Consider the following 13,621-nt stretch of genomic DNA (forward strand, 5'->3'; position numbering starts at 1 on the left):
ATTGATCCATGCGTATTTCCACGGCCCAGTTCTACCAGACCAGCGCGGCGAACTACCAGCGCAACTATTCCAACCTGATCAAGACCAACGAAGAGGCCAGTTCCTTCGTCAGGGTCAATACCGCTGCCGATGATCCGGTGGGGGCTGCACGTCTGCTGCAGCTGGGTAATCAGGCAGACATGCTGGCCCAGTACAAGACCAACGCGACAAACATCACCAACTCGCTGAACCAGACCGAGACCACGCTCAATTCGATCAACACGATCCTGACGCGGGTCAACGAGCTGGCGATCGAGTCGGGTAATGCCGGCTACACCGACACCGAACGCAAGGCCAAGGCAGCCGAGCTGGGGCAGTTGGAAGACCAGCTGTTGAGCCTCATGAACAGCCGTGATGAGAACGGCCAGTACCTGTTTGCCGGTTCCAGTACCGACACCGCGCCGTTTGTGCGCAATGCCGATGGTACCTACTCTTATCAGGGTGACCAGACCCAGCTGGAGCTGCAGGTTGGTGACATGCTCAAGATGGCCGGCAACAGCTCTGGCTATAGCGTATTCGAGCAAGCCCTCAACACCAGCCGCACCGAAACCAGCCTGAGCGCCCCCGCGGTGGATGATGGCCGCGTGAAGCTGTCCAATGGGCAAGTGTCCGGCAGCGTCACGTACAACGATCGCTTCCGCAGTGGTCAGCCGTACACAGTCACCATGCTCAGCAGTACCGAGTTCAGCATCACCGACAGCTTGGGCAACGATGTGACCGCCGAGGCCACCCAGGGCGGTAAATTCGATCCCGATACCGTAGGCGGATCGATGATCAGCTTCCGTGGTGTGGACATGCGGCTGAACATCAACCTTCAGGACGGCGACGTTCCGGATGCAGCGGTGGCAGGTCATACCTTCACCCTGCAAAGCAAGCCCGATACCATCACTGCGACCCGTAGCCCGGGCAACCCGTCGAGTGCTCAGGTATCGTCGATCAGCATCACTGATCCGGCCCAGTACAAAGCGATGTTTCCCAATGGCGGTGCGGTCATCAAGTTCACCAGCGCCACGGACTTCGAACTCTATGCCCAGCCGCTGACCGCTGACAGCCGCCCGGTGGCCAGTGGTGCCATGACTGGCAACGTCGCCTCGGCTGCCGGTGTGGACTTCACCTTCACCAGCACGCCCGCGCAGCAGTCCGGTGACCAGTACGTGGTGAACGTCGACAACCACCAGACCCAAAACGTTCTGGACACCGTCGCCCAGTTGCGTACGGCGTTGAGCAAGCCGATCGACGGCGACAACGCGGCCTACCAGCAACTGCGTGCAGACCTGGATTCGGCCATCGCCAATATCCAGAGCGGTCAGGACGCGCTCAACACGGCAGTCACCGATATCGGTGCCCGTGGCAAGGCGCTGGAAATCCAGCAGAACACCAACGAGAGTCTGAGCATTGCCAACAGCACCACGCAGTCGTCGATCCGTGACTCGGACCCTGCCACCGTGCTGGTCCGCCTTACCCAGCAGCAGACCTTGCTTCAGGCTTCGCAGGCGGCTTTCGCACGCGTCAGCCAGCTGAGCCTGTTCAACGCCATCGGTTAAGTGCGCCCGTCGCCTTCACCGCTTACCCCTAAGGTACGCGGTGAAGGCGCATTGATTTCCCCGTAGTATCGACTGTTCTGAATTCCCTGCGGGCAGTCATCGGTCGAGAGATTTCCTCGTGAACCCAGCCCCTCTAGTCAGCCTCGTCATTCCCGCCTGCAACCCCCGTTACTTCCGTACTGCTCTGGTCAGCGCCCTGGCTCAGGATTACGCAAACCTCGAAGTCATCGTCTGCGACGACAGCCCAGGTACGCAGATAGAGGCGGTGGTCGATGAGCTGCGCAGTCTTGCACGTCATCCACTGATTTACTTGCGTAACCCGCAACCGCTGGGTTTTGCCGGGAATTTGCAACACGGGCTGGAGCAGAGCCAGGGCGACTACATCAAGTTCCTCTGTGACGATGACCGCCTGATGGCCGATTGCGTGTCCAGCCAGGTGCGACTGTTCCAGGCCCATGAAGATGTCAGCCTGGTCGCGGCCAGGCGCTACCTGATAGATGGCGAAGATCACATGCTGCCGCAGCGCCTGGAGACCAGCCCGGTCACCTTTGGCGACACACTGTTCAACGGTGACGACCTGCTGGATTTCTTCGAGACGCGCCAGCTCAACTTCATCGGCGGGCTGAGCAGCGTGCTGGTGCGTACCCGCGATCTGCGTGAATTGCTGCCTGCGCTGGCGCCGGGCTTTGTGGCAATGCTCGATTTCGTGTTGTTCGTGTGCCTGCTGCGTCGCGGCCATCTGGGCGTGACCGCCGGGGTGCACTGTGTCGAGCGGGTTCATCCCGACCAACTGCGTCGCCAGAGCGATGTGAAGGCTGCCGCTACCAGTGAATCACAACACCTGCGCGACATGTTCGCCGCGCGCACTGCAGTACGTGAGCCGTTCTCCGGTTGGGTGCGGGTGCAAATCCTCCAGGGCGACGAGGGCGATACCCAGCGTATCTGGGAGAACCTGTTCCTGATCCATATCCTGCGTTGCTTGCAGGCGATCCAGGAATCTCATGTCGGCAGCGACAGCGACAGCTTTGCCGAGCTGTACAGCAAATGGCTGGCCTGCCGACAGGATCCGCTGGTGCTCGCGCGTCTGATGCGCCTTAGCGAGCACTGGCCAACTCGTCCGCGTATCGTGCCCGTGGTTATCGACAGCGAGGGTGATGCACAAGCTCTGCAGGTTACCCTGGACAGCATTGAGCGCCAGGCCTATGGCGCAGAGATGACGCTGGTATTGTCCAGCGCGCCGCTGCCAGGCGGCCCAGATGTTCGCAGGGTCCACCAGCCATTGCAGGCCGACTGGGCTGAACAACTGAACACGGCATTTGACCAGTTGGGCGAGGTGGACTGGATCTACCTGCTGCGTGCTGGCGACCGGCTCAATGCCTTCAGCCTGATGCTCCTGGCCGAGCGGGTCGTATCGCGCCCGCAGATCGCCTGCTGCTATGGCGATGAGGGGGGCGTGCGGGATGAGGCGTCCGTAGAGCCGGTGTTCAAGCCCGACTTCAACCTCGATTTGATGCGCGGCTACCCTTATACCGGTCGCATGCTGGCGTTCTCGCTTGACGCCTTGCGGGCACTGGGCGGTTTCACGCCCGGATATCGCGAGCTGGCGCCGCACGATCTACTCTGGCGTCTTGTGGAAAGCTGCGGCCCGCATGCCATCGAGCACATTCCGGAAGTGCTGGCCGAAAGCGCGTTCAGCTACGCTGCCTGGCTGTCTTCGCAGGCAGTGGTTGAGGAAAATCCGAAACTGCTGGATGCCCACCTCAAGCGCTTGGGCGTGACCTACCGGCTGCAGAACAGTGGCGGGGCAATCAACCAGGTCCGCTACCTGCACGCCACCCAGCCACTGGTAAGCCTGGTGATCAGTGCCCAGGACCAGTTGCCTGCCCTCGAGCGCTGCCTGGAAAGCGTGCTTGAGAAGACCGCCTACGGTCACTACGAAGTGCTGATTGTCGACAATGCCAGTCAAGGTGCCGAGACTCACGCCTGGCTCACCGCCCTTCAACAGCTGGGCGAAGACAAGTTGCGGGTCCTGATGCTGGGCGAGCTGGCCAGCTTCGCCGCTGTGCAGAACCTTGCCGCGCAACACGCCCGGGGTGAATACCTGCTGATGCTGAGCCCTTTCGCTGTGGTCACCGAGCCAGACTGGCTCGACGCACTGCTCAGCCATGGCCAGCGCCCTGAAGTCGGAGCGGTGGGTGCCAAGCTCTGCAACGCCCACGGTCTGATCGTGCATGCGGGCGGCGTGCTGGGCCTGCGTGGCGCCGTGGGGTCGCCGTTCGTGGGCGAGCCGATGGAGGCGGGCGGTTACATGCAGCGTTTGCAAGTGGCGCAGAATTATTCTGCTGTCGGGGCTGATTGCCTGTTGGTGCGCAAAGAGCTGTTCCTGTCGTTGGGCGGGCTCAATGAAAGCGTCTTCAGCCTGGCCTTCAGCGATATCGACCTGGGCCTGCGCCTGGGCGAAGCCGGGTACCTTGTGGTGTGGGCGCCGGATGCCCGGCTGGTACTGGACCCGCCAGCGCCGGCGGCGATCGATGCGCAGGCTGAAGCCGAGCGCCAGGCCCGGCTGGCGCAGCAGCATGATGCCTTCTTCAAGGCTTGGATGCCGGTGGTAGCGCGTGACCCCGCTTACAATATCAACCTGTCCCTGAACGGCTCCAGCTTCTGCCTGGATCCGGGCCTCAAGGCCGCCTGGATGCCTTTCGTCAGCCGTCCACTGCCCCATGTGCTGGCGTTGCCAATGAACAAGACTGCGGTCGGGCATTACCGGGTGATCCAGCCGCTGGTCGAGCTGGAGAAGGCTGGCTGGGTGACCCAGCAGCAGTACTTCGAGATACCGAGCAGCGTCGAGCTGGAGCGCAGCTCGCCGGATGTGGCAATTCTGCAGGGGCGTTATACCGAAGGGTTCGTCAAGGAGATCGAGCGCCTCAAGACCTTCTCCAAGGGCTTTTGCATCTACGAGCTGGACGACTACGTGATTGATGTGCCGAAGAAGAACGGGCACCTCAAGCACACGCCAAAAGATCTGGAAAAGTCCCTGCGCCGAGGTATCGAACGCTGTGATCGGCTGGTGGTCTCGACCCAGGCGCTGGCGGATGCCCTGCATGACACCCATAGCGATATCCGGGTAATGCCGAACATGCTGGCCGAGCAGCTCTGGGCCGGTTTGCGTAGCCAGCGCCGCAGCGCGCGCAAGCCGCGGGTGGGTTGGGGCGGTGGCACCAGCCATACCGGCGACCTGGAAGTGATTGCCGAGGTGGTCAAGACCTTGGCGAACGAAGTCCAATGGGTGTTCTTCGGTATGTGTCCGCCGGCATTGCGGCCCTACATCAGCGAGTTCCATCCGCCGGTGCCGCTGGAGCTGTACCCGGCCAAGCTCGCCAGCCTGAACCTGGACCTGGCCTTGGCGCCACTGGAGTATCACATCTTCAATGACTGCAAGAGCAACTTGCGCTTGCTGGAATACGGCGCGTGCGGGTACCCGGTGATCGTCACCGATACCCGTGCCTATGAAGGCTACTTGCCGTGCACGCGGATCAAGACCAACAGCACCGCCGAGTGGCTGGAGGCGATCCGCATGCACCTGGCGGACCCTGACGAAAGTTTCCGCCAGGGCGACCGGCTGAAGCAGGAAGTGCTGCGTGACTACGTACTGCGCGAAGAGCACGTTCAGCATTGGTACAGCGGCTGGATGCCGGGCTGACTGCGGGGTGTATGGACGACACCAATAAATCGCCTTCTGGCGCGTTTCCTGCAAGCCCTCCGTCATATCGCCATAAATCGTGCAGCCACACGACTTATGGCGGGTGACGAACACGAGGAGACGACATGAAGGCGGTAATTCTGGCGGGTGGACTGGGCACGCGTATCAGCGAGGAGTCTCACCTCAAGCCCAAACCCATGATCGAAATCGGTGGGAAGCCAATTCTCTGGCACATCATGAAGCAGTACTCGGCTCACGGCATCCACGATTTCGTGATCTGCCTGGGCTACAAGGGCTACGCGATCAAGGATTTCTTCGCCAACTACTTCCTGCACACCTCGGACGTCACCTTCGACATGCGCGAAAACCGCATGGACGTGCACCAGAACTACAGCGAGCCATGGCGCGTGACCCTGGTCGACACCGGTGAAGAAACCATGACCGGTGGCCGCCTGCGCCGCGCCGCTCGCTACCTTGAGGGCGAAGATGCCTTCTGTTTCACCTACGGGGACGGTGTTTCGGACCTGAACATCGGCGCCCTGGTGGATTTCCACCTGGCCCACGGCAAACTCGCCACCGTTACTGCGGTACAGCCTCCTGGGCGCTACGGCGCGCTGGCACGCGACGGCGACAGCGTCACCGGTTTCGTCGAAAAGCCCCGTGGTGACGGTGGCTGGATCAACGGTGGCTTCTTCGTGCTTTCGCCCAAGGTGCTCGACTACATCGCCAACGATCAGACTTCCTGGGAGTCGGAGCCGCTTGCCTGCCTGGCCGCTGAGTCGCAACTGAACGCCTTTGAGCATGATGGCTTCTGGCATCCAATGGATACGCTGCGTGACAAGAACCATCTGGAACAACTCTGGCAAAGCGGGGAGGCTCCATGGAAGCAGTGGGCCTGAGTCCAGCGTTCTGGCAGGGCAAGCGTGTTCTGCTCACCGGTCACACGGGTTTCAAGGGCAGTTGGCTGGCGCTCTGGTTACGTGAGCTCGGCGCTCAGGTCACAGGCTTCGCGCTGGACCCTGGCACCGAACCAAGCCTGTTCGAACTTGCCCAGGTCGGCAGCGACATTGCCGACGTGCGCGGCGACCTGCGCGACCTCGGCGCGCTGCTTGAAGCGGTGGCCCAGGCCCAGCCGGAAATCGTCCTGCACCTGGCGGCTCAGCCACTGGTGCGCGAGGCCTACCGTGACCCGCTAGGTACCTATTCCAGCAACGTGATGGGCACCCTTAACCTGCTTGAAGCGGTGCGCCAGGTTGGCGGGGTGCGTGCGTGCGTCCTGGTCACCACCGACAAGGTCTATGCCAACCAGGAATGGCCCTGGCCGTACCGCGAGAACGAGGCCCTGGGCGGGCATGACCCGTACAGCAGCAGCAAGGCCTGCTGCGAGCTGCTGGCGCAGTCCTACGCCGCGTCATTCTTCCCGGCCGCCGAGCATGCCGAACACGGCGTGGCCCTGGCCACCGCGCGCGCCGGCAATGTACTGGGCGGCGGAGACTTTGCCGCAGAGCGGCTTGTCCCCGATGTGCTCAAGGCTTGGTCGGCCGGGTCGCCGGTCACCCTGCGCTACCCGCAGGCCGTGCGCCCTTGGCAGCACGCCCTGGAACCGCTGGCCGGCTACCTGCAGTTGGCCGAGCGCCTGTATACCCAGGGGCCGGCCTGCGCCGGTGCGTGGAACTTCGGCCCGAGCGAAGGCGACATGTGCAGCGTCGGTGAGGTGGTCGACCGCCTGGCCCGGCAATGGCCGCAGGCACCAGGGGTGCGGGTCGAGCCAAGCGAGTTGCATGAAGCAGGGTTGCTACGCCTGGACAGCTCTCGTGCCCGCCAGGTGCTGGGCTGGCGCACGCGCTGGTCGTTGCACGAATGCCTGCAGCACACGCTCGACTGGCACCTGGCGTGGCAGCGTGGCGATAACATGCGCGCCGTCACGCTGCACCAGCTGAACCTGTACACGGAGTTGCCGTGACTGATCTGCTGCTGCAAGCCTTGCCACTGGGTGGCCTGTTCAGTGTCCAGCACAAGCGCCATGGCGATGCCCGCGGGCAGTTCGCGCGGCTGTTCTGCGAATCCAGCCTGGGCGCCCTGGGTGCGCCGTTCCATGTGCGCCAGATCAACCACTCGCACACTCAGGGCTCAGGTAGCGTACGCGGCCTGCACTACCAGACCGGCGACACCCCGGAGGCCAAGCTGATCACCTGCCTGCGCGGTGAGGTGTGGGACGTGGCAGTGGACCTTCGCGAAGGCTCGCCAACCTTCCTGCACTGGCACGCCGAACACTTGCGGGCCGGCGATGGCCGCAGCCTGTTGATACCGGCCGGCTTTGCCCATGGTTTCCAGGTGCTGAGCGAGGATGCCGAGCTGCTTTACCTGCACAGTGCCGACTATGCGCCGGGCCGCGAAGGCGGGCTGTCGGTACTCGATCCGAAGTTGGCCATCCGTTGGCCGCTTGCTGTCAAGAATCTGTCGGCCCGGGATGCCGCTCATCCCTGGCTGGACCTGTCGTTTACCGGAGTGCGTCCATGAACTGCCGTGGCTGTGGTACCTGCCTGAGCCTGCCCCTGATCGACCTTGGCACTGCGCCGCCGTCCAACGCCTACCTGCGCGCTGACCAACTGGCCGCGGCCGATGCCTGGGTGCCGCTTAAAGTGGCGGTGTGTGAGCAGTGCTGGCTGGTGCAGACCGAGGATTACACCCGCGCCGAGACGCTGTTCGATGCCGACTATGCGTATTTCAGCTCCTATTCCAGTTCGTGGCTGGCCCATGCCCGCGACTATGTCGGGCAGATGGTCGAGCGTTTCGGCCTGAACGGCGAGAGCCGGGTGGTGGAAATCGCCGCCAATGACGGTTATCTGTTGCAGTATGTGGCCGAGCGCGGCATTCCGTGCCTCGGTGTCGAACCCACCCGAAGCACTGCGCAGGCGGCCCGGGAGAAAGGGCTGCAGATTCGTGAGGTGTTCTTCGGCGAACAGGCCGCCCGTGACCTGGCGAGTGAAGGTTGGTCGGCTGACCTGATGGCCGCCAACAACGTGCTCGCCCACGTGCCGGACATCAACGATTTTCTGCGCGGTTTCGCGGCCCTGCTCAAAGCCGATGGTGTGGCTACTTTCGAGTTTCCGCACCTGCTGCGCCTGATGGCCGAGCAGCAGTTCGATACCCTGTACCATGAGCATTACTCCTACCTGTCACTGACGGCGGTCAACACGCTTTGTGCTCGCAACGGCCTGGTGATCTTCGATGTCAGCGAATTGCCGACCCATGGCGGATCGTTGCGGGTTTTCGTGCAGCGCGCCGATGGCCCGCGCCCACGCCAGGCCAGTGTCGACGACCTGCTTGGCATCGAGGCGCGGGTCGGTGTCAGCACGGCGGCGTTCTACAGCACCCTTGCACCGGCGGCGCAGCGGATCAAGCACCAGCTGCTGCGCTTCCTGTTGCAGGCCAAGGCCGAAGGCAAACGAGTGGTTGGCTATGGCGCCGCAGCAAAGGGCAACACCCTGTTCAACTACGCAGGCGTGAAGCCCGACCTGCTAGCCTGGGTGGCCGACGCCAACCCGCACAAGCAGGGCAAGTTCCTGCCGGGCAGCCGAATTCCCGTGGTCGCCCCCGAGCGCCTGGCCATCGAGCGGCCGGACTATGTGCTGGTACTGCCGTGGAACCTGCTCAAGGAAGTCAGCGAGCAGCAGGCGCACATCCGCAAATGGGGCGGGCGCTTTGTGATCGCCGTGCCTGAGCTGACCGTCCTGTGACCGCGATGAAGGTGCTTGTCACCGGTGCCACTGGCTTTGTGGGCCGGCATCTGGTCGCCGCCTTGCTGGCGCGCGGGTACCGGGTGCGTGCGCTGGCACGTCGTCTGGAGCCGGCTCAAGCCATGCCGTGGTTCGGCCAGGTCGATTTCGTCGGCGCCGATCTGCATGACCCGCAGCTGGACGTCAATCAGTTGTGCGACGGCATCGATGCGCTGGTGCACCTGGCCTGGCCAGGCCTGCCGAATTATCAAGGGCTGTTCCACCTGGAGCGCAACTTGATGGCTGACTATGCCTTCATCAAGCGTGCCGTCGCAGCCGGTGTCGGCCAGGTGCAGGTGGCCGGCACCTGTTTCGAATACGGCCTGCGCAATGGCGCGCTGGACGAGGCGCTGGCCTGCCAGCCGGCCAACCCTTACGGGCTGGCTAAGCACAGCTTGCGCCTGTTCCTCGAAAGCCTGGCCCGCCAGCAACCGTTCAACCTGCAGTGGGTGCGCCTGTTCTACCTGTTCGGCGAGGGGCAAAACCCAGGCAGCCTGCTGGCAGCCTTGGACCGCGCAATCGACCAGGGGCAACCGCATTTCGACATGTCAGGTGGCGAGCAACTGCGCGACTACCTTGCTATCGAAAGCGCCAGTACATATCTGGCCGACCTGCTCGGGCAGCGCGATTTCAGCGGCGTGGTCAATTGCTGCAGCGGCCAGCCGATATCGGTACGCAAGCTGGTGGAAGCCCGCATCGCCGAGCGCAACGCCACCCTTGCGCTGAACCTTGGCCATTACCCTTATCCTGCCCACGAACCCATGGCGTTCTGGGGCGATGCCCGCAAGTTGCAGGCTCTGCTGGGAGCACGCCATGAAACATGAGTTGTATCGCGCTACCGGCCTGCCGGTGCTGCAGAACCGTACCTTTGCCGATGCCCGATCGGCCCGAGCCTCAGCCAGCGCCGACATGCGTCTGGTGCAGGATAGCCGCACCGGGTTGGTCTACAACGACGCTTTCGACGCCGACAAGCTCAGCTACGACAGCGACTATCAGAACGAGCAGGCGCATTCGGCGCGCTTCCAGCGCCACCTGGACGATGTCGAAGATGTCATCGCCCGCCACTTCAGGGGCCAGCGCCTGATCGAAGTGGGCTGTGGCAAAGGCTGGTTCCTCGAACTGTTGCGCGAGCGCGGCTATGCCGTCACCGGCATCGACCCTGCCTACGAGGGCGACAACCCGGACGTGGTCAAAGCGCCCTTCACCCGTGAGTTGAACCGCCAGGCCGAAGCCATCGTGTTGCGCCATGTGCTCGAGCACATTCAGGACCCGGTCACGTTCCTTGCCGCCATCGCCGATGCCAATGGCGGTGCAGGGCAGATATACATCGAAGTGCCGTGCCTGGACTGGATCATCGAGCACAAAGCGTGGTTTGACCTGTTCTACGAGCATGTCAATTACTTCCGCCTGGCCGACCTGCACCGCCTGTTCCGCACGGTCGCCGAGGCCGGTCACCTGTTCGATGGCCAGTACCTGTACATCGTTGCCGACCTTGCCAGCCTGCGCACCACGCTCGAGCCCGTGCCGCCGCTGTCGTTGCCGGCCGATTTCAGTGCCAGCCTGCAGCATGCCGCATGTCTGGTGCGCCGCGATGCCGGACGTGGTTCGGCGATCTGGGGCGCATCGTCCAAGGGCGTGATCTATTCGCTGTTCCTGCAGCGTGCCGGTGCTCCGGTGGACCAGGTTATCGACATCAATCCTGCCAAGCAGGGTCGCTACCTGCCGTTAAGTGGCGCGCGGGTGTCATCGCCGCAAGAGGCGATGCAAAGCCTGCCGGATGGCGCCCACCTGTTCGTGATGAATTCCAATTACCTCGAGGAAATCCGCCGCATGACCGATGGCCGTTTTGTCTATCACGCCGTCGACAATGCCGATTTCACCGACCAGCCAACCGAGTAAAGAACCATGACCGACACGCCGATCAAAGCCTTCGAAGCCGAGTGCAACGCGCAGATCGCCTCCCAGGGCGAAGACAAGGAGCTGCAGCAACTGTCTCGCGACTTCTTCAACAAGTCCGCCGAGCACAAGTACAGCTACCATTTTTCGTGGATGGGCCGGCCGATCATCCAGTTGCCCCAGGACATGATGGCGATGCAGGAGATCGTCTGGCAGGTCAAGCCTGACCTGATCATCGAGTGCGGCATCGCTCACGGCGGTTCGATCCTCTACTACGCCTCCCTGCTGGAGCTGCAGGGCCATGGTGAGGTGCTTGGCATCGACATCGACATCCGCCCGCACAACCGCCAGGCCATCGAGGCGCACCCGATGAGCAAGCGCGTGCGCATGATCGAAGGCTCGAGCATCGATGCCGACATCGCCGGGCAGGTCAGGGCGCTCGCCGAAGGCAAGAAGGTCATCCTGGTGCTCGACTCCAACCACACGCATGAGCACGTGCTCAAGGAGCTGGAGCTGTATGCGCCGCTGGTGGCCGTGGGCAGTTACTGCGTGGTGATGGACACCGTGGTCGAGGACATGCCGGCAGACTTCTTCCCCGATCGCCCGTGGGGGCCTGGCGACAACCCCAAGACCGCAGTTTGGGAATACCTCAAGGGTAACGACAGCTTCGAAATCGACTATCAGCTGCAGAACAAGCTGTTGGTCACCGTAGCACCGGACGGCTACCTGCGCCGGGTTCGCTGAGACATTCAACAGAGTTCGATTTCTTCGGCGGCAACGCCAATGGTGGGTAAGACTATGCAAGGCAATTTCTCGGCAGACCAGGCAGCCACACTGCGCGAGCGGTTCACGCTGGTATTGATGACGCACAACCGGCCGGCGTTCCTGCAGCGCACGCTGCAGTATTACAGCGGCTATCGGTGCTCGATCCTCGTGCTGGATTCCTCGAGCGAATCGGCCGAGGTGATGGCCGCGCAGTACCCCGGCATCGAGTACCTGCACCTGCCACAGTTTTCCTACCAGGGCTTCCAGGCCAAGCTGGCCTATGGTGTGGGCCGGGTGAACACGCCGTTCATGGCCTTCGCCGCTGATGACGATTTCCTGCTGTACGACGGGCTGAACCAGTCGCTGGACTTCCTTGAGGCCAACCCCGATTACGGCATGTGCCATGGCTACAGCATGATGTACCTGGCTGAGGCCACTGGCGTCAGCTACTACCGTCGGGACAAGAAGGTTAGCGAGGATTATGCTCACCCTCGGGCTGAACAGCGCGTGATGGACTACATTGGGGAGTTTATCCCACCATTCTTTGCGGTTACGCGGACTGCGTTGCTACACCGTTGGTTCGAATTGCTGCCTGATGGTACAAGCTTTGAATGGCAGGAAATCGGCCATGTATATTTCCTGCTGGCCAATGCCAATGCACGGATCCTGCCGATGCCGTACGCGGTGCGTGAAGCCAACTATGGCAACTCAGAGCACAAGACCGAAGTGATTCACGTGCTCAGCTTTACTGATGCCAAATCGGTGGCCGGGCGCGAAGCGTTCGCCGACTTTCTTGCTGGACTGCCGACGGCCATTGAAGGGCTGGATCGTGCTGGTTTGCGTAAGCACGCACTGGAATGTTTCGCGTCAATGTCTCAGAGCCTGTTTCAGCGCAAGGCCCTCACCTTGGAGAAAGTGTGGAGCTCAAAGTGGGCCGATCCACTGAAACCGCCGGTGCGCACCTTCCTGCCATCACAATACGTTGAAATGCCGTTCTACAACCAGGCCTTCTTCGACCAGCTCACCGCGCTCGAATTCCTCATCCATGCCATGCCAGCCGGGCGCCTGCAGTTGCAGCAACTGGAGCCGCTGCTGCTGCGCCAGGAGCACCTGCTGCAAGCGCAGGCCAACGACACCCCTGGCACCGTCGGTACTCGCCTGTGGGGCGCGCTGGGGCACAATGCCTTTAACCGCGAGGTGGTGCGTCGCCTGGCCGAGCACCTGCGCGACAACGACGAGGGCGATGAAAGCGAGGCGCTGTTCGCCTGGCTCGCGCGCTTGGAAGGCGTGTTGAAGCAGAGCGGTCGCGAATTGCTCGGCAGCATGCGTTCGGGCCGTCTACTTGAATGGCTGGAGGCGCGCAAGCCGGACACCGCCGCGCTAGCGACCATCAACGAGCACCTGGCGCTGCATCAGGGTGGTCCGCAGTTCGGCATTCTGCTGTTGGACCTGGACAACAACATGGCCAAGCTCCAGGACACGTTCGACAGCCTGCTGGGCGGCCTGAGCAAGGCGTTCCGGATCATGGTCTTCACCACAGGCGAGCCGCCTGTGGCCACCTCGCTGCAGAACACCCTGCATTTCATCAAGGTCAGCCGCGAAGACTACGTCGAGCGGATCAACCAGATCGCCCGGCAGACGGCCTGCGAATGGCTGTTGCTGGCTGATGCGGGTGACCGTTTCACCGCCACCGGTCTTTTGCGCGCCAGCCTCGAGCTGCTGAACGCTCCCGATTGCCGCGCGGTCGCTGTAGACGAGATCCAGCAACAGGCCGATGGTGCCTGGCGAGAGCTGCTGCGCCCGGGAGTAAACCTGGACCTGCTGCAGGCCAATCCCACGCTGATGGCACGCCATTGGCTGCTGCGTCGGGAGGTGCTGGTGGAGGCGGGTGGCTTCGA

Annotated in this window: 10 protein-coding genes; all 10 read left to right on the top strand. The window is 62.6% G+C overall.

What is annotated here, in order from left to right; genetic code table 11:
- The first annotated feature begins 8 nt into the window (after positions 1 to 8).
- On the top strand, positions 9 to 1,583 hold the full coding sequence (locus BLX42_RS09880) for a flagellar hook-associated protein 3 (RefSeq protein ID WP_119687560.1): 1,575 nt from the start codon (positions 9 to 11) through the stop codon (positions 1,581 to 1,583).
- A 118-nt stretch (positions 1,584 to 1,701) separates the two neighbouring features.
- Positions 1,702 to 5,283 (top strand): glycosyltransferase, encoded by a 3,582-nt coding sequence (locus BLX42_RS09885; RefSeq protein ID WP_161871695.1) that lies wholly within the window; start codon positions 1,702 to 1,704, stop codon positions 5,281 to 5,283.
- 125 nt (positions 5,284 to 5,408) lie between these two features.
- Positions 5,409 to 6,182 carry a glucose-1-phosphate cytidylyltransferase gene (gene rfbF, locus BLX42_RS09890; RefSeq protein WP_119687558.1) on the top strand — a complete coding sequence of 258 codons (774 nt, stop codon included), beginning with the start codon at positions 5,409 to 5,411 and terminating at the stop codon, positions 6,180 to 6,182.
- Entirely contained in the window at positions 6,164 to 7,246 is a 1,083-nt protein-coding gene (rfbG, locus tag BLX42_RS09895; RefSeq protein ID WP_161871696.1) for a CDP-glucose 4,6-dehydratase, read from the top strand. Before rfbF ends, rfbG begins: the two co-directional genes overlap by 19 nt.
- Positions 7,243 to 7,803 (top strand): dTDP-4-dehydrorhamnose 3,5-epimerase family protein, encoded by a 561-nt coding sequence (locus tag BLX42_RS09900; protein WP_039604263.1) that lies wholly within the window; start codon positions 7,243 to 7,245, stop codon positions 7,801 to 7,803. Before rfbG ends, BLX42_RS09900 begins: the two co-directional genes overlap by 4 nt.
- A complete protein-coding gene (locus tag BLX42_RS09905; protein ID WP_161871697.1) occupies positions 7,800 to 9,023 on the top strand; it encodes a class I SAM-dependent methyltransferase in 1,224 nt (407 codons plus the stop codon). The genes BLX42_RS09900 and BLX42_RS09905 overlap by 4 nt, the downstream gene beginning before the upstream one ends.
- Before the next feature lie 5 nt (positions 9,024 to 9,028).
- The gene (locus BLX42_RS09910) at positions 9,029 to 9,886 is read left to right on the top strand and encodes an NAD(P)-dependent oxidoreductase (RefSeq protein WP_161871698.1); all 858 of its coding nucleotides are present in this window, start codon (positions 9,029 to 9,031) and stop codon (positions 9,884 to 9,886) included.
- Positions 9,876 to 10,961 carry a class I SAM-dependent methyltransferase gene (locus tag BLX42_RS09915; RefSeq protein WP_161871699.1) on the top strand — a complete coding sequence of 362 codons (1,086 nt, stop codon included), beginning with the start codon at positions 9,876 to 9,878 and terminating at the stop codon, positions 10,959 to 10,961. The genes BLX42_RS09910 and BLX42_RS09915 overlap by 11 nt, the downstream gene beginning before the upstream one ends.
- A 6-nt stretch (positions 10,962 to 10,967) precedes the next feature.
- A complete protein-coding gene (locus BLX42_RS09920; RefSeq protein WP_012315543.1) occupies positions 10,968 to 11,702 on the top strand; it encodes a cephalosporin hydroxylase family protein in 735 nt (244 codons plus the stop codon).
- A 54-nt stretch (positions 11,703 to 11,756) separates the two neighbouring features.
- On the top strand, positions 11,757 to 13,621 hold a 1,865-nt coding region (locus tag BLX42_RS09925), incomplete at its 3' end, for a TIGR00180 family glycosyltransferase (protein WP_161871700.1).

The organism is Pseudomonas sp. SG-MS2 (assembly GCF_009933855.1).
Classification (GTDB): domain Bacteria; phylum Pseudomonadota; class Gammaproteobacteria; order Pseudomonadales; family Pseudomonadaceae; genus Aquipseudomonas; species Aquipseudomonas putida_E.

Excerpts from the sequence above, each read along its gene's own strand:
- BLX42_RS09880 (WP_119687560.1), top strand. The coding sequence starts at position 9 with ATGCGTATTTCCACGGCCCAGTTCTACCAGACCAGCGCGGCGAACTAC.
- rfbF (WP_119687558.1), top strand. The coding sequence starts at position 5,409 with ATGAAGGCGGTAATTCTGGCGGGTGGACTGGGCACGCGTATCAGCGAG.
- rfbG (WP_161871696.1), top strand. The coding sequence starts at position 6,164 with ATGGAAGCAGTGGGCCTGAGTCCAGCGTTCTGGCAGGGCAAGCGTGTT.
- BLX42_RS09905 (WP_161871697.1), top strand. The coding sequence starts at position 7,800 with ATGAACTGCCGTGGCTGTGGTACCTGCCTGAGCCTGCCCCTGATCGAC.
- BLX42_RS09910 (WP_161871698.1), top strand. The coding sequence starts at position 9,029 with ATGAAGGTGCTTGTCACCGGTGCCACTGGCTTTGTGGGCCGGCATCTG.
- BLX42_RS09915 (WP_161871699.1), top strand. The coding sequence starts at position 9,876 with ATGAAACATGAGTTGTATCGCGCTACCGGCCTGCCGGTGCTGCAGAAC.
- BLX42_RS09920 (WP_012315543.1), top strand. The coding sequence starts at position 10,968 with ATGACCGACACGCCGATCAAAGCCTTCGAAGCCGAGTGCAACGCGCAG.